Here is a 21,544-nt window from a genome sequence, read left to right as displayed (position 1 = left end):
TCCTTTCAATCTTTCTATTTATTTTTTAAAAATTAAATGGACACCACCGTCTGGTAATTTCTTAGCTTGGTCAAAGGTAAATGTGTCATCAATATATTGACCAATGGTTTCAAAACTAGACTTTTGAGTCCCATCACCATTCACATGTGGTGCAACGACTAGTGAAATTTCATCAACAACATGGGCTTTCAAAAAAGCACCATTAATCATGGCACCGCCACAAACTGCTAATGTTTCAATATTAAAATAAGCATTTAATTTTTCTAAAATTGCTTCAAAATCAAATACTGTGTCATCACCAATAATATATGGAATATTCATTGATTTGAGAAATGCCAAATAAGCTTGGCTAGCTTGTTTTGTCACCACTTCAATGGCATGCATTTGACGCCCATTATATTCAAAAAAGCTTTGTGTCCAACCACATCTGCCTTGCCGATCAAAAGATACAGACCAAGTATCTGATGTAATTTTTGGTATCCAATCCTCATAAGGAACTTGTACATCGCTAAATTCACTTAAATCAAGCTTCGCTGGCGCTGCGTACATCTGAATCGTTTCACGACCGTTAGCATCAGCGTTACTCATTTGAAATAATTCATCTGAGTAATAAGTACTTGAAGCGCCACTACCATGTGGTCCATCAATTTTACCATCAATCGAAACATACATGTGGATAATCACTTTACTACGTGTCATAACTACCCCTTTTATGTTTTTACTTTGCTAATTGATTATAAACGGCATCTTCAACCGGTTCTAACCATTCTGATTCACCAGTCGTAATTGCTAAATGACTGAACCAACTATCTTTCGTTGCACCATGCCAATGCTTAACCCCATCATGAGCAATGACAACATCACCTGGATTTAATAGTTGCGCTGGTTTGCCTTCTTCTTGATACCAACCTTGGCCACCTGTCACCAATAAAATTTGACTACCATTATGATGAATGTGCCAATTATTTCGGCAGCCTGGTTCAAAAGTCACATTCCCAACAGGTACACTAACATCACCACCTGGTGTCACTAATGTTTGATTATAACTCTGGCCAATAAAATATTGGTCAAATGCATCGTTGGTTGGTCCTGTTGGAAAAACACCTGGTTGTTCAACTTTTTGATTTGTCATGTTCATTTCTCCTTATTTTTATACCGTTATATCTAATTTATTGCCAAATTTCCTTAGCTCGATTAAAGGCTGACCATGCTTTTGGCCAACCCGCATAGAATGCAAGATGTGTAATTTCTGCTGTAATTTCCTCTTGCGTAATACCATTTGATTTACCAATTTTTAAGTGTGCTTCCAACTGTTCAGTGTTCCCCATTGCAATCAGTGCTGCAATCGTTACCAACGAACGATCGTGCGCACTTAATTCATCTTCTTTATCCCAAACTTCACCAAATAAAACATCATCATTTAAATGAGCAAATTGTGGGGCAAACTTTCCTAATTGTTCTTGTCCTGCTGTTTGTTTCTTAGCCATAGTGGCACCTCCCTAATTTATATTTATAAAACAGTCTTATTGTAAAACCTAAAGTGCACTTTAAGTCAAATGATTATCTTAATATTATTAAATTTGTTTTTACTGTATAATGGTATTTAAAGTCAACTATAAGGAGAGTTTAACATGACACCAACACAAAAAATTTATAATATTGGCGAATTTAGTGAATTAACAGGTATGCCAACTTCAACTTTACGTTATTATGAGGCCGAAAACTTAATAAAGCCACAACGTTTAGCTAATGGTCATCGTTACTATACGAACGATGATTTTGACTGGTTACGTTTTTTAAATCATTTAAAGGGAGCTGGTATGAGTATTGCTGATTTAAAACAATACATTATTCTGCGTGAGCAAGGAGATAAGACTATTCCACAACGTCTAGCGCTTTTAAAAAGGACTAAAGCAAATTTTCTAAAGGAATTAGCTGAAATCCAACAACATTTACAAATTTTAAACGATAAAATCAACTGGTATGAAGCCAAAGATGCAGGTATTATTTCTGATAGTGAAAAGTTTAAAACTTACCTCGAACACCTGGGCCACGAAAATTATTAATAAGTCGAGTATTAATAGTTTTGATAAAATTCATTAGCTAAATATCATGATGACAATACCAAAATTAATCTAATTTTCTCTAACCAGCTGTTACTTTTTAGCTATATTTTTTTATAAACTTGTTAAGACTGGATTGTTTAAATAATCATAAACACGATTAACTTCACTAATTTTTGTTAAATCTAGCATCTGTGGTTGATTTATATCAATTTCTGTTATGGCTTGCATATCGTCATCCGTTAATGCAAAATTCCAAATATCCATGTTTTCTTTCATTCTGTCAACATGTACTGATTTTGGAATAATTACCAAACCTCGTTGTACATGCCATCTCAACATAACTTGTGCGGGCGTTTTATGATATTTTCTACCAATCTCTCGTAGTACTGTATTTTTAAAAAGATTATGCATACCTTCTGAGAAAGGTGCCCAAGCCTCGCCTTGAATCCCCAGTTGTTTCATAAATTTTAACTCTTGATCACGTTGATAGTATGGATGTATTTCTATCTGGTTTATCATAGGCATAATGTCAACGTTGTAGCTAAAGTCTAATAAATCAATCTCAGAAAAATTACATACGCCAATTGCTTTAATACGACCTGCATCATATAATTTCTCAAACGCACGCCAAGCATCATAATAATCTCCTAAAGGCATATGAATAAGGTAAAGGTCTAAATAGTCCGTTCCTAAATCTTTGCAAGACTGCTCAAAAGAACGTAATGCACCTTCATAACTCATATCCGAAATATAAGCTTTTGTTGTTAAAAACACATCTTCACGAGCAACACCACTATGACGAATTGCGCTGCCAACAGCAATTTCATTTTTATAACTACTTGCCGTATCAATTAAACGGTAACCAGTTTGTAATGCCATTTTCACGACTGTCTCACATTGTTCTAAATCGTCTATTTGAAAGACGCCAAAACCTTCTGGGGCATCTCGACACCATTTTTTAATGTCATATGTTCCATTTAAATCCCTCATTTCATAAATTTTGTTATTTTTCTTCATCCAAAAGAACAACTCCTGCAGCTGGATTTTGGTCTATCGCACCAATTATCTTATGAGGTAAATATAACTCCTCCAAATAATTAATATCTTCAGTTGTAAGCTGTATATCAACTGCTCCAGCAGCATCAACTAGATAACTAGATTTAGTTGCGCCAATAATTGGTGAAGCAACACCTTTAGCCCACTGCCAAGCAAGTGCAATTTGAGCCATCTTGGCATCGTATTTTTGTGCCAATTTTTCAACACGTTGTGTAATTTTTTGATCTATTTCTTTTGTATGATCATATTTTCCGATGGCCACCCGATCAGTACGACTCCTTAAAGTATTAGCTTCCCAGTCAGGCCTTGCTAATCTACCAGATGCTAACGAACTATAAGGAATTAGAGAAACGCCCATTTGTTTACAAATCGGAATCAATTCATGCTCATCCTCACGATATAACAAGTTATAATGGTTCTCCATTGCCGAAAATGGTGTCCACCCATTCTTTTGTGCAACTAACTGCATATTATAAAATTGATAACCATACATAGCCGAAGCACCAATTGCACGTACTTTGCCCGTCTTTACCAAGTCATGTAAAGCAGACATTGTTTCTTCAATTGGTGTCTCATAATCAAAACGATGAATAATATACAAATCCAAATAATCTGTGCCTAATCTTTTTAATGTCCCATCAATTTCTCGGTTAATTGCCTCACGAGATAAACGACCATCATTAAAGTAAACCTTAGATGCAATGATAACTTTTTCACGAGATACATTATGCTTTAATGCTTGTCCTAAATATTCTTCACTAGTTCCAGCAGAATAACCATTAGCTGTATCAAAAAAGTTGATTCCTAAATCTAAAGCTTGCTTAACTATTTTTTCTGTCTCTGTTGCATCCAAGGTCCAATCATGCATTGTACCTGCTTTACCAAAACTCATTGCTCCGACACATAATTTTGAAACTTCAATATTAGTTTGTCCAATTGTTGTGTATTCCATATGCTTGCCTCCATTAAATCGTCTGATACACCTTAATTAGTCTTATTGTTTAATTGACCGAATGATTTTAGCTGGTACCCCTGCAACAATGACACCATCCGGCACATCTTTACTAACAACGGCGCCAGCACCAACGATTGCATTTTTACCTACTGTCACGCCGGGTAAGATAATTGCACCAGCACCAATCCAAGCACCCTTTTCAATGCGAACTGCTTTTAAAATTAAATCATGTCGTTCCATTGGTAATTCACCATGATTCATCGAAAGTAACATTACTCGTGGACCAAGTTGAACATCATCACCTAAATAAATTCCCCCTAAATCCATAAATAAACAATCACGATTAATAAAAACATTTTTACCAATAAAAGTATGAGCACCAAAATCAACCTGAAAAGGTAGGTTGATTCTTAAATTCTTCGGTAGTTTTTGATTTAAAATCGTCGCAAAAATTTTTAATTGTGTTTTAACGTCTTGTGCCTGGTTAAAATTCAGCAAATTTTGAGTTGTTTGTGTCACAACTTCATCTGCCTCTGCTTGAATTCTGCCAGTAAAATTCACTGGTCCTGCATCAATTAATGACGCTATCATAAATTTTATCCCCCTTTTTATTTAAGTTTAAATACTTTCTATGACTATGTCTAATATCTATTGGTAATGTTATACTATAGGAAAAAAGCATAGGATTAATCGATATGGAATTACATGTATTACACTATTTTATTACTGTTGTTGATGAGGGAAATATTTCATCAGCTGCTCAAAAATTACAAATTTCCCAGCCAACAATTTCACGGCAATTGACAAATTTAGAACATGAATTAAATACCACTTTATTTATTAGGGGAAGTCGTTCGATTACATTAACCTCATCTGGCAAATATTTTTTAGATAAGGCACGGCAAATTATTGATTTAACTGAAAAAGCCAAAGCCAACGTTAATCAGAATACTAATATATACGGCGAAATTACAATTGGTTGTGCAGAATCACCGATGTTTAATGTTATCGCCCAAATTATTAACGATTTTCAAACAGACTATCCCAATGTTCAGTTCAACTTATTAAGTACTGATGCAACAACAACATTCGATAAAATTGACAATGGTCTATATGATTTCGGTGTCGTTATGAATCCCAGTGAGAAAGATAATTATAATTACATTGTTCTACCAGGTAAAACCCATTGGGGTGTTTTAACAAATAAACATAGCAATCTGGCACAAAATAAAACATTACAACCTGCTCAATTAGAGAACCAAAAACTGATTTTTCCAATAACAAATTATCAACTAACGACATTTAATGATTGGTTCGGTCAAAATGATATCAATTATCAGATTATTGGCCATTACAATCTTATTAATAACGCTGCAAACATAGCCATGACGGGTATAGGCCATGTTCTATGTTTAGAAGGTGTCTTTAACACCATTAATACTAATTTGAAATTCATTCCTTTAAAACCGACGATTAGTGCTACCACTAGTTTTGTCTGGCCTAAAAATATGACGCTTTCCGTTGCTAGCAGTAGATTTCTAAAATACGTTCAAAATAAATTACTATCAAAATAAGGTATATCCATAAATTAAATTTTTACTTTAATTTATGGATATACCTTTTAAAAAATATTATATTGTAAATTTAACAATATCGTTTTAACAATGTTTTTATACTGTTTTACATGACAATTAGTGATTTAATGGCTTCACGTTTGTCCATTGCGTCATAAGCATCCTGAATATGGTCAAGATCAAATTGTTTCGTGAAGACTTTTCCAGGATGAATCGTGCCTTGAAGCACAGCTTGTAGCAAGCCATGCTGTTCATCATGAGTTGTGACTGCAGCAATACCACCACGTAGGCCAACATTTTGCCAAAATAATTGATTAGTATCAGGTGTACTTTGTGGCACACCAACTCGCCCAATAACTGCTCCTGGACAGCTAATTTGTTGTGCTTCAGTTAAAGAATTTTCACTACCAACACATTCAAGGACTGCATCAACCCCTTTTTGATTTGTCAAATTCATGATTTTTTCAACGGCTTGCTCATCCCGTTCTGACACGATAGTCGTTGCGCCAAATTCACGCGCTAGTTCGGCACGGTCTTGATGATGACTTAAAGCAATAATTTCCTTAGCACCTAATAATTTTGCACCAATCACTGCGCAAAGGCCAACAGCGCCATCGCCTAAAACGGCTACCGTTGTGCCAGGCTTAACCTCAGCTGTATAGGCTGCATGATAACCAGTTGCCATCACATCCGATAAAGTCAATAGATCATTCAGTTGTTCCTCTGTGTAATCTGAAGGCTGTCCTGGGATTTTAACCAATCCCCAATTAGCATTGTGATAGCGTAAATATTCAGCTTGATAGCCATTTTCGGGATCTGAGACTTGATTAGTACAATTACCGTCAAATCCAGCAAGGCATGCTGCACAGTGTCCACAACCATGTGTGAATGGTACGACAACAAAATCCCCTGCTTTAACTTTTTGAACTGCATTACCAACTTGTTCTACAATGGCAATCGCCTCATGACCAACCCGTGAATGATGTGTTCTAGGATTAATGCCCCGATACCACCAAAGATCAGAACCGCACACACAAGCGCGTACAATACGTAAAATGGCATCTGTCGATTCTTTTAATTCTGGCTTTGGGGTTTCCTTAATTGCTATTTTCCCAGGTTCTATAAAGTAAGTTGCTTTCATAATTTTTCCCTCTTCTAAATTTTATTTTGGTTGTAAAGGTCCATAATAATAAGAAGCCGTCGCACCACCGTCAATTAAGAAAGTCGACCCAGTAATAAACTGTGCACGTTCACTCATCACCAGTTCAGCGACATCTGCTACTTCATCAGCCGTTCCTGGACGACCTGCTGGTGACTTAGCAAACATATTTTTGTAAAAATCGCCCCGTTGCCCGTTAAATTCATCAATTGCCAAGGGTGTTACTATGATACCTGGCGCAATATCATTAATCCGTGCTTTCTTTTTGCCCCATTCAACCGCTTCATACATTGTCCGCTTTTCATTACATCTTTTTGCTAATTGATATGCTTGCAATGAATCTTTAATCTGATTAGGCTGTAGAAAATCAAGTTGTAAGAGTTCTTCTGTCGATGTCATTGCTAGTTGACGATCTTGTTCTGCTGTTAATGCTGGCATCCGAAAACCAGACTGACTCGATATCACAACTCCTGCACCACCTGGTGCGATCACCTGACGTACCTCTTCCATTAAGACAGCTGTCCCATAAAGATCAACTTTTAGAATAGTCTCAATTGAAGCTTGTGATGGTGATACACCAGCACCATTGACTAAATATTTAATGGATCCATACTTTTGCCCTTTTTTAATCATTTTTTGGATAGATTCACGTGATGAAATATCCATTTCACAAATTTCTGTATCATAACCCGCTTGATTTAAAACATCTGCTATTTTCTGCGCATTATGAATATTTTTATCCCCTAAAATAATCTTCTTACCAGAGCCAACTCTACGTGCTATTGCTAAAGAAAGTTTTCCTGCACCAGTAACCAACATAACATCTTGACTCATTTGATAAAATTCCTTTCTTTTTTGAATATCATTACTATAATTCTTGGAGTATACTCTAAGTCAAACAAAACTATTTAAATTTTTATGGCGTACGCTAAATTTTATACTGTCATTAAATTAAAAAGCGAAAATATCAAGAAAAGGATCAACATCATGAATATTAAAAAAGCAAGTGAAATTAGTGGCGTTTCAGCAGATACAATTCGCTATTATGAACGAATTGGTCTCATCCCACCAGTTAAACGAAAAGAAAACGGTATTCGTAATTTCGATGACGAAGATTTAAAATGGATCAAATTTAGTCGACAAATGAGAAACGCAGGTTTGTCCGTTGAAGCTTTAATCGAGTATTTAACTTTATTTAGAAATGGTCAAAAAACAATTCCAGCTCGAATTAATTTATTACAAGAACAAAGAGATCAATTAGAAGAAAAAATTGCCTCTTTAACAAAAGCAAAAGAAAAGTTAGACTACAAATTATCTAATTATCAAACACATATGCTAAAGGCTGAACAAGGTTTACGCCCATTTGACACCATTAATTCAGAAGATAATTAATTGCATTCAGTGCAGGTAAAAAGTCTATTTAGATTAGATGAATTTATCATTTTAGAACCATGAGTCACTTAACTTTTGGTTTTTCTACAAAAAATGACTGTTAGTCATTGACACAAAAAATATTAGTCTATTATTTATATATGGAGGTGACTATTGTTGGGAAAAAGAGAACAAAATAATAAACAAACAAAGGACAATTTATTAAAAGTATCTGATCAACTTCTCAGTAAAAACGGTTATGACAATATTTCAGTTGATAAAATTGTTAAAGCAAGTGGCATTGCAAAAGGAACATTTTATAACTATATACTATCGACTGAGTAAGTCGATTAATTTTATAGCAAAAAATGACTAACGGTCACATAAAGGAAGTAAATATGAAAAAAAATTATTATTAAAACTATCAATTTTATTAGTATCTATTATAACCACTTCTGCACCTGCTATTAATGCAGATATTCCTGTACTTGCTAAATCATTCTCTTCAGTACCTCTATCACAAATTTGTTTTTAATTATCGGAATTCTTTTTAGTAACACTATCTCAAGAAAAATTGGATTAAAACAAACAGTTACTCTTGGAATTACTTTAACAATTATCTCTGGAATATCGCCTATATTTATTAATAATTTTTCTCTATTAATGACTTCACGTGCTCTTTTCGGTTTAGGTATTGGTTTGTTCAATTCATTACTAGTTTCAATTATTAGTTATTATTTTAAAGGTCCTGAAAGAGTTCAGATGTTAGGATTTCAAAGTACTTTTGAAGGTTTTGGTGGTATGTTAGTTACTTTTATTTCTGGGCAATTAGTTCAAATTAATTGGCAAATGTCCTTCTTAGCATATGTAATAACTATTCCTGCTTTAATTATGTTTAGTATTTTTGTTCCAAAAATAGCACGCCAACCAATAAACATTAAAAATCATGGAAACACCATTAAGACAAAGTTACCCAATAAAATTTATGGTTTATTACTACTAACATTCGTTGTAATTACATTTTATATGATTATGGGAATTAAAATTCCAACCCTGATGGTAGATAAAGGCTATGGTACCCCTACTGATGCCAGTTTTGTAATTTTAGCTCTAAGTTTAGGTGCAATGTTTGGAGGAGTAATTTTTGGAAGATTATACAATCATGTCGGTAAAAAAGTTCTAATTATAGCTTTTCTTATATTAGCATTAGCAATGTCTCTGATTGCAACTTCAAATACAACTTTCTTAACTGTAATTGGAGGCTTCTTAACTGGTTTTGGTGTCAGATTGTTTTTCCCTTGGCTTCTTAATACGGTAAATGTTGACGATAATGGAAATCCATCCGGAACATCTCTAGTTTTAATTACTTATAACTTAGCTGGAACTTTGTCACCCTATTCAGCATTATTTATTCAAAGCATTCTTAACATTAAAAAGCTTACAACTCTATTTTGGATTAGCATTATTGTTTACCTTATTTTAGTAATTATTATCCAATTTAAAGAACGACGGTATATTTTATAAACACGGTAAATTATTAACTTTTTATCCAACTAAGAGCACACATAAACTATGTACTAACAGTAATTTAAAAATGCTTTTTTTAATAATGGCATATTGAAATATATTCAAGCATATAAAGATGAATAGTTTTTTAGGCGATAAATTATCGAAAAATTTTTGATAGTTTATCGTTTATTTTTATAGTCTAGATAGACAATCTAGATCTTTTTTATCATGTGAAAAGCAAAGATATATAAAGCTTAAATGGTAATACACTTTTACTAAAATAAGTTCTATTTTTTACAAAGTCCACGAAAATTAACATTCGATTACTTCATTACTGAAAGGCGAAGCCAGCAAAAATATATTTTCATATAATTTTAATCATTATTTCACTCATTAATCTTCATTAGTTAAATGATTAAAGATCTTTTGAGCTGCTTCTTCCATTTTCTGTGGTGTTTCTTGAAAACCAGTCTTAACCCAATCCACTAGCATTGCATACATACCACCAAGTGCAAAAATCTGAGCGTAATGAAATTTTTTTATTTCACTATGTTCAAGTTCACTATTAGCAATATTTTCTTGCCAAGATTTTTCTAGTAATGACAAACAATCACTCTTTTCTAATAGATGCAAGAATACTTTATGCATTTCCCAATAATTAAAAAAGGCTTTAACCATTTCTGAAAAACTATTGTGTGCGTTTAATTTGATAAAATCAAATAAATTTAATGTCAATTTATCTATATAATAGCTTAATACTGCTTCAAGTGAATCAAAATGGCTATAAAAAGTACGACGTGCATAACCCGCTTTTTTTGTAACTTCTGTAACAGAAAGCTGATTAAGTTTCTTATTTTTTAATAGCTGAATTAATGCGATTGCAAAATCATCTTGCGTTTGTTGAACTTGTTTTACCCGATGGTGTTCTTTAATTTGCTCATTTCCTGTCATATGTGCATTTTCCTCTTAGATGATGTTAATTACAAGTATAACTATAGTATAATTTATTTTAATAAAGGTAACAAATGAGTTATTTAAAAAAGGAGTAAATATTATGAATTTTTATCAACATCATTGGTATGATTTTGGGCTAGTTATTTTTGTATTACTGACATTTTACATGATTTTCGTAGGAGACTATCAACTATCAGCCATTCAAATCATTTTAATGGCTGATTTCATGGCGCTACTTTTGCATCAATTTGAAGAGTATCGTCTACCTGGTGGTGCAGCAATCGTTATAAACCGTGTACTTTATGGTGAAAAAGAAAATTATCGACGCTACCCAGGAAATGTTAAAAGTAGTATGGTTGTCAATATTTCAGCCTATGTCTTCTATTTATTAGCTGTCTTTTTCCCTCAATTTATTTGGCTAGGATTAGCACAAAGCTTATTTGGCTTTACTCAAGTAATTGGTCATGGTTTTATGTTTAATATTCGTATGAAACGTTGGTATAATCCAGGCATGTTGAGTGCCGTCTTATTACATTTACCAATTGGTATTTATTATATTGTTTATATAACACAACACCATTTGGCTACAGGATGGGATTATCTATGGGGAATAGTTACGCTTTTGATTGCGGTCATTGTCACGATTCCTTTACCAATTTTAACCTTTCGAGATCCAAATAGTCCTTATGAATTCACAGAAGAAGAAGCTTCTCGGTATCACATCATGGATAAAATGAAAGAAAAAGGACTGTAGAAAGAGGAAAAATTATGGAACGTATTGTGCGTCACTGGTATGAATTTGCTGTTTACATTGCAGGTGGCTTTGCATTAATTCTTGGTTTGGGAAATTGGGATTTACAGCAAAAAGCACTGTTGTTAGGACTAATCATCATTCATCTTCACTTTTTTGAAGAATTTGGTCTGCCTGGTGGCTTTGCTTGGGGAGGTATCAAAGTTGAGATGCGCAAAGTGAACCCAGATGTATCGCAATGGCAACTAAACCAATTAAGTGCCTTGTTTGGTAATGAATGGTTTGCAATTGCTGTATATTTATTACCATTATTGATACCGCAATGGCACTGGACTATTTTAGCAGCTGTTATTTTCGCTTTTCTAGAATTTTTAATGCATGTTGTTATTTTTAACATTGGCTTAAAAAGTTGGTATAACCCTGGCACATTTACAGCCACTTTTGGTTTAACACTTGTCTCAATTTGGTATTTATATCAAGCTATTCCAACTGGTATCTTTAATTGGTGGGACTTGTTATTAGCCATCATTTGGGTTGGCTTTAATTATTGGATTGGATTCCGGTCACCGCTCTTCCAGTATTTCAATAATAATAACAAATATACGTTTTCCAGAGCTGATGTTGAAAAATCAATCCCTTATATGACTAAATTTAATCAATCAATCGATAATTTAAAAAATTTACATTAGATTCAAACTCTTAATATTCGCTTATTTATAACATCACATTATCAATATCTCAAGGATGATAATGTGATATCATACAATATTTGGTACTGATAACTAATCTGACAGATTAGCTATCAGTACCTTTTGTATATAATTTAAAAACAGACTAGCTGTCACTAGTCTGTCGCATGCAATCCCTCTATTATGTGTTTTAATGAATAAAAATAGTTTTCCACTTCGTTTATCAAATATTTTCAGAAAACATAGCAATTAACTCAAGACCCTTTTGCAATTTTTCTTTTTCGAAAGCAAAACCAATTCTAAAAGCATTTTCGATGCCAAAAGCAGAACCAGGTACAATTAAAACACCCGTGGCATTCATTAGTTTATCGGCAAATTCCAAACTTGAAATATCAAAATCATAGTATATTAATCCTGTTGTCCCTGCTTGTGGTAGCTCCCAAGAAAATCCTTTCGTTTTATTGATCCATTCTTCAACAATATTTCTATTTTTTTGAATAATCATTCTATTACGATGAATAATTGTGGCAGCATTTTCCAATGCTGTACTAGCAATTTTTTCATTTAAAACGCCTCCAGATATTGTTTGATAATCACGCCGTTCTTTAATCATATGCATTAAAGCTTTATCTTGCGTTGCTATCCAACCAGTCCTTAGTCCTGCCATAGAAAAAACTTTTGACATACTACCTGTTGAAATTCCTTTCTCATATAAATCAGTAATCGATGGTGAATAACAATCTCTTTGGTTTAAATGACGATAAACTTCGTCAGACAGAATATAAGCATCAATTGATTTAGCCATCTGGACAATCTGTACTAGTATCTCTTTACTCATCAATGCACCCGTAGGATTATTGGGATTATTAATCACAATTAATTTAGTCTTATGATTTATCAGTTTATTTAATTCATTAAGATCCGGTAAATAGCGATTTTCTTTTTTTAATGCAATTAATTTAACAGTTGCACCCAAACTTTCTGGAATGGATTGAAGTTGCTGATAAGTAGGCGTGACAACCACAACCTCATCATCTGGCTCCACTATCGTATTTAATACTAAACTATTTGCCCCAATGGCTCCATGGGTAGTAACAACCTGTTCGGAAGATATCTCATGATATAGTTTTACGATATTATTTCTAAAATCACTATTTCCTTCAATTTCACCATAAGTTAGTTGTGTATTTACTAATTCGTTAGCGTATGAAATACTATCGATTCCTACTAAATCACATAATTCTTTTATAGTTAAAGGAGATACACAAGTTTCTCCCAAATTATAGATTGCTCTAGTTTCATAATCATTCATCCATTTTTCTACACCAAAAGGTTTTATTTTCATGACATGTACTCCTATTTGTTTGATAATCTCATACTTTATAAATGATGATTATCATCTTATCTCTATTTAATGAGTTTTTTACATTTACTACTTATAAAAATTTAAAAAAAGATGCTCACTGATAGACCTTATAATGCATTACTGCATCGTACTTACGGTTTATCGATGAACACCTATAACACACCACTCAGTGACAGCGTGCAAGTTTATTAAAAATTTATTAGTATTTCTCATAATAAGCTTATTTTCAAGGATTTGTCAAGTTTTTAAATTTTCCATTATTAACACTAGCAAAATTAATAGAAAAATTTCGCACCTAGCATTAGAATAAATGACAACTTAAAGACAAATAATTATAATTTATCAGTAACCTTATATTCGCCATGGTAATTTTAATATTCTTCACTATACAAATTGAAAAAAATGACATACTCCTATTTACTGCCTATTTTCTTAAATCTCACATCAATTTTAAAAATTAATATTATTAATTAGAATAACTACTTTCAATATTTTAACCATTAAAATAACGCTTCATTGCTTTAGCAGTTAAAGTATTATTTTGTTGTACTAACGTATATGGCGTTCCTTGAAATAGTAATTTGCCACCATTTTTTCCTGCAAAAGGACCAATATCAACCAGCCAGTCTGCTTGCCCCATTACCCTAAGATTATGTTCAATAACGATAATAGTTAAATGTTGTTCTTTAATTAACTTTTTCAATAGATCAATTAAATTTTGCACGTTTGCCTCATGTAAGCCACTAGTGGGCTCATCTAACACTAAAAGATTCGTCTGATCTTGCAATAAAACTTTCGCTAATTTAACACGTTGTAACTCTCCACCAGAAAAAGTATCTAGGCTCTGGCCTAATTTAATATAACCCAAGTCGACATTTATTAAATTATTTAATGCTTTAGCCAAATTACCTGTAAACAGTTTAACTGCCTCTGTAACTGAAAGATCAAGTATGTCTGCTATATTATACCCATGAAATTTCACTTGCAAAGCTTCTTTTGAATAACGTTTACCATCACAAACTTCACATGTTTCAGTCGTATCACCCATATAAGCTAAGTCTAACTTAATCATTCCTTTTCCTTTACAAACAGGACACGCACCCTTACCGTTATAGCTAAACAAAGAAACATTCTGACCTGAACTCTTAGCAAAAATGTGACGTAATTTATCAAATACACCTAAAAAGGTCAGGACATTTGAACGAATGCTACTGTGGATCGGTTTTTGATCAAGTAAAACTGTATTCGTATATTTCTCTTTAAAAATATTAATTAAGGTACTTTTCCCAGAACCAGCAACACCTGTGACGACAGTTAATGCATTTTTAGGAAATTTAACAGAAAGATTCTTAATATTATATTTTGAGACTTCTTTTAAAGAATAAAATTCATTGTCACTTTTAATCTGCTTATTAGAAGAAGACAGTTGCCCCTTATTTCGCAAATAATTTCCTGTTAAAGTATCTGAAGAAAATAAACCAGAAACATCACCTTCATAAGTAATTGAACCTCCTTCTTTACCAGCAAATTCCCCCAAATTAAAGACTTGGTCAGCAATTTTAATGACATCTGGATCATGTTCAACTATCACAATAGTATTACCTTGATCACGTAATTTCATAAAAATTTTATTAATACCTTCTAAATCATGTGGATGTAAACCAGTACTAGGTTCGTCAAAAATATACAAAACATCAGTTAAAGGACTATTCAAATAGTTTGCTAATTTTAAACGTTGTGCCTCCCCACCAGATAAAGTAGCTGTGCCACGGTTTAAACTAAGATAACCCAAACCAACTGTCTGTAAATTGCTAATTTTTCCAACTAATTCTTTAACAACTAGTTGAACTTTTGAATCTTTTGTTTCTATAAGCCAATCTTTTAATTTATCCAATGACATTGAACTGCATTCAGCAATATTTGACCCTCTAATTTTGGCCGATAAAGTCTTTTGATTTAGTCGAGCTCCGTGACAAAGTGGGCAAACAACTTCTGCCGTTACTTGATTTATTTCTGCTTGGTATTCTTTCGCATCTTTTTTCAAAAAAGATTCTTCAATTCTTGGAATAACTCCGATATATTTTGCTGTCTTAAGCCACTTACTAGTTGGGTTGTTAGGCTTTTGCTCTTTACCATAAAATAACAATTTTAACGCTTTTTCTGACCATTTTTTTAGGGGTAAATCCACATCAAAATACCCACTTTCCGTATAACGAGTTAATCGCCAACCACCAGGTTGAAAAGTAGGAAAATTAATAGCCCCTTGGTTAAGCGACTTATCTAAATCAAAAAGTTTGTTAATAATAAATTGATGTACATGACCTGTCCCTTCACACTTAGGACACATACCATTAAGATTATTAAACGAGTAAGCCATCGAATATCCAATAAACGGATGTGCTAATCGTGAAAACAATAAGCGTAAACCTGTATATATCTCACTGTACGTACCAACTGTCGAACGAATATTACCATTGATTTGTTTTTGGTCAACAACGATCGAAAAAGGCAGATTACGAATACTGGCGACTTGGGGATGTTCAAATTTAGGAAGAAGTTGTTGAATATACGTACTATATGTTTTATTTATTTGACGTTGTGATTCAGATGCCAAAGTTGAGAATACAAGTGAAGACTTTCCTGAACCAGAAACACCAGTAAAAACAGATATTTTATACTTAGGAATTTGTAGGCTAATATGTTTTAAATTATGTGTACTAACATCATAAAGTGAAATATAATTCATTTCTTCATTGGTCATTTTCCACACGCTCCTGACATAAAATAGTCACTAATTTATTAGATAACTCGATAAATTGTTGTTGTTCTTTGACAGATAAAACTTTTTGAGCCACTTCAGATAAGTGCTTATGGCCAACGTCTATATTAACTAATAAATTCTGGCCTTCATTAGTTAAACTTGTAATCATTTCACGATGATCTTTTTTACTAGGTGATTGTTTAATGTAATTAGATTCTCTAAGCCTTAATAAATTTTTAGATAACTTGGAACGACTTAATCCTAAATAAATACTAAGCTGAGATGGTAATAAACTTTGCTTTTGCAATGCCGTTAAAATATCATATTGTAACCAACTAATATCTTTGGGGTTTACTAAGCTTCTTTCAGCAACTAATTCACACTGGAGATGCATTAACGTATCAGTCAGTTCATTATTCATTATAACCATCCTCCTTATTTTAGTTTCTAAATAGAAATTATACACGAATAGCAACCACTTTAAAAATAGTTTTAAAAGTTTTAATGATTCCTAATCCTGTATCCTTGTATCTTCAAATGTTCTTACTATTTAACTTAGAACAAATCATTAAAGGTAGGAATAGTATTCAAATAATTTCTTTATGTTTCGTATTTAGCGCAAATTCTAACACTATTGCTGATAATAATCACTTTCATCTGAGAGAATGATGGCATATCTATTCACAAAAAAATCCTCACAATTGTTAAATATTTATATCTAACAATTGTGAGGAACTGTCTTTGTTCTTATTTATCGCATGATTTTGTTTATTATAAAACGATGTCGTTATGGCATCTTGAAATAGTTTTTAATCCTTATTCAACGACACTATGCTTTGTCTTGCGAAATTGCTTTGGTGTGACATCAGTGAATGATTTGAATACCTGAATAAAGTAACTTGTTGTTGAAAAATTTAGTTTTGTTGAAATATATTTTAAACTAAAATCTGTTGTTAATAGCATATCTTTAGCAACTTTTATTTTTTCTTGGAGCACATATTGTTTAATTGTTATATTATATTTTTCTTTAAATCTCTTATTTAGATACCGTTCTGAATACTCAAAATGACGACTTAAATCTTTTAAACTTAACTTATGTGTAATATGCTCTAAAATATAATTTTTTGTTTTTTCAGCTAATGACGAATTATTGATTTCAACTTGTTCATTTTTCGTCATAAAATAATAATTAGCATCATGATTAACCAAAAAATTTGATGTACCAGACACGACAAAAATATTTTTAGCATAATTGCCTAAATTTTTACCGGTATATTTAAATGTTGCATTGGTATCAATTAGGAACTGTGCATTTCCCCCTAAGTAGATAGGGACAGCAATCGGTTCACCATCGTTCACCATATTTAATGTACCGTTCTTATGTATAACAAAGTTCGCATTCCCACTTAGATAAATATCACTAGCGGAATTATTAATAAAGCCATCATTATTTGCATAAATATTTAACTTTGCGCCATTGCCAATAGAAACATTCGCATTATTAATGACTAAAGCATACGCTGTACCATTTTCTCACCCGAACCATCACCATGTGGATATAAATCCACAGTAGCGTTATCTTCTAGAATAACACCCTTACCACCATTAGACATTTCTAAAACATTACCATTAATAGTTGTTCCATAAAAGTGACTATTCGTCGTAAATGTGATTGATTGACCTTGAATAATTTGTTGTCGATTTGGTGTGCCAGTTGCTGAACTGTCCTGAGTATATTTTAAATCATTGGTAAAACCATTATTATAAGACGAAACCGTTGTGACATTAACATTGCCATGAATATAAATATCAGCACTCGGTGAATATACTAGTTGTGATCCAGTATAGGTCATATTTGTAAAATCATAACGAGCCGCATCATTGAACATACCGTAATAACTCCGGCCATAGACATCAATATTAGAAATGCTGATATTTACCGACCCATTAAAGGTAAAACTATATGGCCCAAAATCTACAATGTAGTGATTACCAGATGTTGAAGACAAGTTAATATTTCTAACATGATTAACACCCACAGTGCCAATACCAGCACTAGGATTAATCGTTGTTAAATCAATATTTAAATCAATATAAATCGTTTGGGCTGTGCCGTTAACAATGGCATTATATAAATCTTGTGCTGTACTGACAGTAACCGTTGTATCATCATCAATTGATTTATTATCTATACTATCCGTTTTACCAGCTAAATTACTTATTGCAACGCCATTGCTTACTATATTCGCTGCACTATTGGCAACAACATGACTGATTGGATCTGAACTATTTGTTGCATTACCCTCGTTACCTGTGTTCGCTGCATCCCTAGTTGCTGTACTATTATCCGTAATTGCGACACTACCAGTTACAGCATTGTCATTACCCGTATTCACTCACTGCACTACTAGTTACGACACTACCATCACTACCCATATTCACCGCAGCGCTACTGATTGACATACTATCACTGACCGTATTTGCTGTACTGCTAGTTGTTGCACTATCACTTGACCGCATTTGCTGCACTGCTAGCTACTGTACTATCGCTGTCCGTATTTGGCCCCACTGTTGGTTGCATTATTAGACGGAAAATTACTAATTTCTTTTGTACGATTATTTTTGTTATCTAATATAACAACATTTGTTTTTTTATTCGTTATATCCTGATAATTAATTTCCCCTTGTAATTCACTACCTGATGTATCATTCGTGTCTGCTAAAACATTGCCACCAATTAAAGAAGAGCCAAATATGGTCAGCCCCATTACTAACCATTGTTTACCACCCTTATACATTTTATAATGAAGTTTATCATTAAAATTTTTATTAAACATATTAAACATATCCTCCACCGTTATAAAAATAATACAAGCTCCATTATCTAAAATTTTCTTTTTTCAATTCAAGCCATTTTTGTATTATTTAAATCAAAAAACGGACTTCGTTCTAATAAAAAATGTGTGAAAAAAAAGACATGCGATTTTTAAAAAGTTACTCGTTGGTAAAAAGTATTAACCCAATGATAATCAGTATATAAACAATATTAGGCGGTAAATTGTCAGAATAATTCCGACAATTTACCGCCTAAAAACATAGAATATTTAATTTTTTGAATATAATTACTATCAAATATTTCTGATACTGTTCGTTTAAATGTTGTAAAAGTCAGCCATCACTTGCTTTTACAATTTACCCATCTTTAATCCGTCGTTTTTCTTTCGTATGCTAATTTTTCATTTTCATAATTTAAAGTGCGATCTTCAAAATGTTCAATTTTAAATGTCAAATAATGAACAGTTTTTTGGATTTCGTTAATTTGTGCTAACAATTCTTGGCGTTGATCAACCAATATCGATTTACGAGTCTCATTAGTCTGTCCGCCCTGTCGATACAAGGAAACAAATTTTAATAATCTTTCAACAGTCATTCCAGCTTTACGTAAAACCTGAATATAGAATACCCAATTTAAATCATATTCTGTGTATTCACGATAACCCGCACTATTTCGGCTGATCTTGGGTAATAATCCTACTTTTTCCCAATAGCGTAATGTATCTTTTGATATATTGAATTTCTTTGCAACTCTGTCAATATTCATTAGTTAACAAACCCCTTTTTTGTCTTAAAACACATATTATAATTATAACTTATTAGCAAATGCCGCAGATAACCCACCATCTACTGTGAGCTCAATACCAGTAATATAATCGCTATCATCAGATGCCAAAAAAAGCACAGCTTCAGCAACATCATGAACCTGACCAGTTCTGCCAAGAGGTGTTAAACTAGCTCGCCATTGCTGACGCTCTAATTCTTGTGTTTTACTACGTCCTAATTCCCCCGTTGCAGCTGCTGTTGGAATAACGCCTGGACTTACTGCATTCACTCTAATCCGTTTATTCTTTAAATCAGTAGTCCAACTATGAACAAAAGAACGAACTGCTGCTTTCGATGCAGCATAAAGACTAAAATCAGGCAACCCTAAGTCAGCCGTAATTGAAGTATTTAAAATAATGGATGAACCTTTTGTTAATAAAGGAATCATTGTCTGAACTGTAAAAATAACACCCTTAACATTTACATCAAATGTTTGATCAATATCATTTTCTTGGATATCAGCTAACTGAATATATTTACCAATACCTGCATTGGCAAATATTATATCAAGCTTACCTGCTTGTTCCTTAATGATTGTATAAACTTTTGTCATATCTTGTTTTATACTGACATCAGCCTGTATACCAACTGCTTGACTACCTAATGTTTGCACGGCTTGCTCTAAAATATTTTTTCTGCGACCCGTAATATAAACAAAGGCACCTTCCGCAATCATTATTTTAGCTGCTTCTAAACCAATCCCCGAACTACCACCAGTAATTAGAGCAATCTTATTTTTTAACTTTTCAGTCATAATATTAATTACCTTCTTTTCAAAATTTAAACGTTTCGTGTCATATTCAAAATACGTTTAACTGAATTGGGGTCCCGATGATCAAAAAATTGACTTTCCTTTTTATCTAATTGACTAATCCACTGCATTTCTTCCTGATTTAACTTAAAATCAAAAACATTGATGTTTTCTGCCATTCGTTCTAAATGTACAGTCTTAGGAATAACAACAATTTCTCGTTGTAATAACCACCGTAAAATTACTTGACCAATTGTTTTATCATGATTTCGTCCAATTTCTTGCAAGATAGGATTATTAAATAAATCATTTTTACCTTCAGCAAAAGGTGCCCAAGCCTCAGCCTGAATATTTTCTTGTTGCATAAAGGCCGTATTTTCTAATTGTTGCATCCAAGGATTAATCTCAATTTGATTCACAGCTGGTGCGACTTTATTATTTAATTTTAAATCAATCAAACGATCAGCTTCAAAGTTAGAAACACCAATAGCCCTAATTTTACCAGCCTGCACCATTTCCTCCATTGCTCGCCAAGAGCCATAGATATCACCATAGGGCTGGTGAATTAAATACAGATCAAGATAGTCTAATTTTAAACGTACCAATGACTTTTCAATCGCCTTTTTGGTCGCATCATATCCCGTTTCTGAAACCCATAGTTTACTAGTGACAAATATTTTTTCTCTGACAACATCACTTTTAGCAATAGCTCGACCAACCGCTTCTTCATTGCCATATGAGGCAGCTGTATCGATTAGACGGTATCCCGTTTGAAGTGCATTAACAACGGCTTGTTCAGCTTCTTTTTGATTTCTAATTTGAAAAACACCAAATCCCAACTGTGGCATTTCAACGCCATTATTTAATGTAATATATTTCATACTTTACTTCTCCAATCATTAATTTCTTAACTTGATGTGAT

General features: G+C 32.9%; 26 protein-coding genes. 7 read left to right on the top strand and 19 right to left on the bottom strand.

Annotation, left to right across the window (positions count from 1 at the left end):
• Nucleotides 1–18 precede the first annotated feature (18 nt).
• From ACSKY2_RS01765 to ACSKY2_RS01755, 3 genes are read right to left on the bottom strand one after another with little or no spacing between them, the layout of a single operon-like run.
• Nucleotides 19–699, bottom strand: coding sequence for a dihydrofolate reductase family protein (locus ACSKY2_RS01765; RefSeq protein WP_489877898.1), 681 nt, complete (start codon nucleotides 697–699; stop codon nucleotides 19–21).
• A gap of 19 nt (nucleotides 700–718) precedes the next feature.
• Nucleotides 719–1,132 (bottom strand): cupin domain-containing protein, encoded by a 414-nt coding sequence (locus ACSKY2_RS01760; protein WP_489877897.1) that lies wholly within the window; start codon nucleotides 1,130–1,132, stop codon nucleotides 719–721.
• Between the two features lie 37 nt (nucleotides 1,133–1,169).
• Nucleotides 1,170–1,487, bottom strand: coding sequence for a carboxymuconolactone decarboxylase family protein (locus tag ACSKY2_RS01755; protein ID WP_489839621.1), 318 nt, complete (start codon nucleotides 1,485–1,487; stop codon nucleotides 1,170–1,172).
• A gap of 144 nt (nucleotides 1,488–1,631) precedes the next feature.
• Between ACSKY2_RS01755 and ACSKY2_RS01750 the strand changes: the two genes are divergently transcribed.
• Entirely contained in the window at nucleotides 1,632–2,066 is a 435-nt protein-coding gene (locus ACSKY2_RS01750; RefSeq protein ID WP_489839622.1) for a MerR family transcriptional regulator, read from the top strand.
• A gap of 111 nt (nucleotides 2,067–2,177) precedes the next feature.
• Here ACSKY2_RS01750 and ACSKY2_RS01745 read toward each other — a convergent pair whose 3' ends face one another.
• Genes ACSKY2_RS01745 through ACSKY2_RS01735 form a run of 3 tightly spaced genes read right to left on the bottom strand, consistent with a single transcriptional unit; the run spans nucleotide 2,178 to nucleotide 4,668 of the window.
• Complete coding sequence (locus ACSKY2_RS01745) at nucleotides 2,178–3,083, bottom strand: aldo/keto reductase (RefSeq protein ID WP_489877896.1); 906 nt, start codon at nucleotides 3,081–3,083, stop codon at nucleotides 2,178–2,180.
• Nucleotides 3,070–4,074: an aldo/keto reductase gene (locus ACSKY2_RS01740; protein ID WP_489877895.1), complete on the bottom strand. Its 1,005-nt coding sequence runs from the start codon at nucleotides 4,072–4,074 to the stop codon at nucleotides 3,070–3,072. Before ACSKY2_RS01740 ends, ACSKY2_RS01745 begins: the two co-directional genes overlap by 14 nt.
• A 42-nt stretch (nucleotides 4,075–4,116) precedes the next feature.
• Nucleotides 4,117–4,668 (bottom strand): DapH/DapD/GlmU-related protein, encoded by a 552-nt coding sequence (locus ACSKY2_RS01735; RefSeq protein ID WP_489877894.1) that lies wholly within the window; start codon nucleotides 4,666–4,668, stop codon nucleotides 4,117–4,119.
• A 104-nt stretch (nucleotides 4,669–4,772) separates the two neighbouring features.
• On the opposite strand from ACSKY2_RS01735, the gene ACSKY2_RS01730 reads away from it, so the two are divergent.
• Entirely contained in the window at nucleotides 4,773–5,651 is an 879-nt protein-coding gene (locus tag ACSKY2_RS01730) for a LysR family transcriptional regulator (RefSeq protein ID WP_489877893.1), read from the top strand.
• 106 nt (nucleotides 5,652–5,757) lie between these two features.
• On the opposite strand, the gene ACSKY2_RS01725 is transcribed toward ACSKY2_RS01730, so the two are convergent.
• Both ACSKY2_RS01725 and ACSKY2_RS01720 read right to left on the bottom strand, forming a co-directional pair.
• On the bottom strand, nucleotides 5,758–6,792 hold the full coding sequence (locus ACSKY2_RS01725; RefSeq protein WP_489877892.1) for a zinc-binding dehydrogenase: 1,035 nt from the start codon (nucleotides 6,790–6,792) through the stop codon (nucleotides 5,758–5,760).
• 21 nt (nucleotides 6,793–6,813) lie between these two features.
• On the bottom strand, nucleotides 6,814–7,644 hold the full coding sequence (locus tag ACSKY2_RS01720; RefSeq protein ID WP_489877891.1) for an SDR family oxidoreductase: 831 nt from the start codon (nucleotides 7,642–7,644) through the stop codon (nucleotides 6,814–6,816).
• Between the two features lie 153 nt (nucleotides 7,645–7,797).
• Between ACSKY2_RS01720 and ACSKY2_RS01715 the strand changes: the two genes are divergently transcribed.
• The 3 genes from ACSKY2_RS01715 (at nucleotide 7,798) to ACSKY2_RS01705 (ending at nucleotide 9,705) form a co-directional block, all read left to right on the top strand.
• Nucleotides 7,798–8,202, top strand: a complete 405-nt coding sequence (locus tag ACSKY2_RS01715) for a MerR family transcriptional regulator (RefSeq protein WP_489877890.1) — start codon at nucleotides 7,798–7,800, stop codon at nucleotides 8,200–8,202.
• Nucleotides 8,203–8,358: 156 nt separating this feature from the next.
• Nucleotides 8,359–8,526, top strand: a complete 168-nt coding sequence (locus ACSKY2_RS01710; RefSeq protein WP_489877889.1) for a TetR/AcrR family transcriptional regulator — start codon at nucleotides 8,359–8,361, stop codon at nucleotides 8,524–8,526.
• Between the two features lie 150 nt (nucleotides 8,527–8,676).
• On the top strand, nucleotides 8,677–9,705 hold the full coding sequence (locus tag ACSKY2_RS01705) for an MFS transporter (RefSeq protein WP_489878217.1): 1,029 nt from the start codon (nucleotides 8,677–8,679) through the stop codon (nucleotides 9,703–9,705).
• Between the two features lie 378 nt (nucleotides 9,706–10,083).
• Here ACSKY2_RS01705 and ACSKY2_RS01700 read toward each other — a convergent pair whose 3' ends face one another.
• Complete coding sequence (locus ACSKY2_RS01700) at nucleotides 10,084–10,641, bottom strand: TetR/AcrR family transcriptional regulator (RefSeq protein ID WP_489877888.1); 558 nt, start codon at nucleotides 10,639–10,641, stop codon at nucleotides 10,084–10,086.
• 103 nt (nucleotides 10,642–10,744) lie between these two features.
• Between ACSKY2_RS01700 and ACSKY2_RS01695 the strand changes: the two genes are divergently transcribed.
• Nucleotides 10,745–11,398, top strand: coding sequence for an HXXEE domain-containing protein (locus ACSKY2_RS01695; RefSeq protein WP_489877887.1), 654 nt, complete (start codon nucleotides 10,745–10,747; stop codon nucleotides 11,396–11,398).
• Between the two features lie 14 nt (nucleotides 11,399–11,412).
• On the top strand, nucleotides 11,413–12,084 hold the full coding sequence (locus tag ACSKY2_RS01690) for an HXXEE domain-containing protein (RefSeq protein WP_489877886.1): 672 nt from the start codon (nucleotides 11,413–11,415) through the stop codon (nucleotides 12,082–12,084).
• A 223-nt stretch (nucleotides 12,085–12,307) separates the two neighbouring features.
• Here ACSKY2_RS01690 and ACSKY2_RS01685 read toward each other — a convergent pair whose 3' ends face one another.
• The 10 genes from ACSKY2_RS01685 to ACSKY2_RS01640 form a co-directional block, all read right to left on the bottom strand.
• Nucleotides 12,308–13,429 carry an aminotransferase gene (locus ACSKY2_RS01685; RefSeq protein WP_489877885.1) on the bottom strand — a complete coding sequence of 374 codons (1,122 nt, stop codon included), beginning with the start codon at nucleotides 13,427–13,429 and terminating at the stop codon, nucleotides 12,308–12,310.
• A gap of 514 nt (nucleotides 13,430–13,943) precedes the next feature.
• The gene (locus tag ACSKY2_RS01680) at nucleotides 13,944–16,211 is read right to left on the bottom strand and encodes an ATP-binding cassette domain-containing protein (RefSeq protein WP_489877884.1); all 2,268 of its coding nucleotides are present in this window, start codon (nucleotides 16,209–16,211) and stop codon (nucleotides 13,944–13,946) included.
• Entirely contained in the window at nucleotides 16,201–16,632 is a 432-nt protein-coding gene (locus ACSKY2_RS01675; RefSeq protein WP_489877883.1) for a MarR family winged helix-turn-helix transcriptional regulator, read from the bottom strand. Before ACSKY2_RS01675 ends, ACSKY2_RS01680 begins: the two co-directional genes overlap by 11 nt.
• 395 nt (nucleotides 16,633–17,027) lie before the next feature.
• Nucleotides 17,028–17,573, bottom strand: a complete 546-nt coding sequence (locus tag ACSKY2_RS01670) for a helix-turn-helix transcriptional regulator (RefSeq protein WP_489877882.1) — start codon at nucleotides 17,571–17,573, stop codon at nucleotides 17,028–17,030.
• A 146-nt stretch (nucleotides 17,574–17,719) separates the two neighbouring features.
• Nucleotides 17,720–18,607 carry a pectate lyase-like adhesive domain-containing protein gene (locus ACSKY2_RS01665; RefSeq protein WP_489877881.1) on the bottom strand — a complete coding sequence of 296 codons (888 nt, stop codon included), beginning with the start codon at nucleotides 18,605–18,607 and terminating at the stop codon, nucleotides 17,720–17,722.
• Nucleotides 18,594–18,731, bottom strand: coding sequence for a hypothetical protein (locus ACSKY2_RS01660; protein WP_489877880.1), 138 nt, complete (start codon nucleotides 18,729–18,731; stop codon nucleotides 18,594–18,596). The genes ACSKY2_RS01665 and ACSKY2_RS01660 overlap by 14 nt, the downstream gene beginning before the upstream one ends.
• A 23-nt stretch (nucleotides 18,732–18,754) precedes the next feature.
• On the bottom strand, nucleotides 18,755–19,048 hold the full coding sequence (locus tag ACSKY2_RS01655) for a KxYKxGKxW signal peptide domain-containing protein (protein ID WP_489877879.1): 294 nt from the start codon (nucleotides 19,046–19,048) through the stop codon (nucleotides 18,755–18,757).
• A gap of 365 nt (nucleotides 19,049–19,413) precedes the next feature.
• On the bottom strand, nucleotides 19,414–19,812 hold the full coding sequence (locus ACSKY2_RS01650) for a MerR family transcriptional regulator (RefSeq protein ID WP_489839638.1): 399 nt from the start codon (nucleotides 19,810–19,812) through the stop codon (nucleotides 19,414–19,416).
• Between the two features lie 42 nt (nucleotides 19,813–19,854).
• A complete protein-coding gene (locus ACSKY2_RS01645) occupies nucleotides 19,855–20,625 on the bottom strand; it encodes an SDR family oxidoreductase (protein WP_489877878.1) in 771 nt (256 codons plus the stop codon).
• Between the two features lie 26 nt (nucleotides 20,626–20,651).
• Nucleotides 20,652–21,503: an aldo/keto reductase gene (locus ACSKY2_RS01640; RefSeq protein WP_489877877.1), complete on the bottom strand. Its 852-nt coding sequence runs from the start codon at nucleotides 21,501–21,503 to the stop codon at nucleotides 20,652–20,654.
• Nucleotides 21,504–21,544: the final 41 nt, after the last annotated feature.

Source organism: Weissella sp. ESL1156, assembly GCF_058505625.1.
This window is presented reverse-complemented; position numbering and strand designations above follow the sequence as displayed.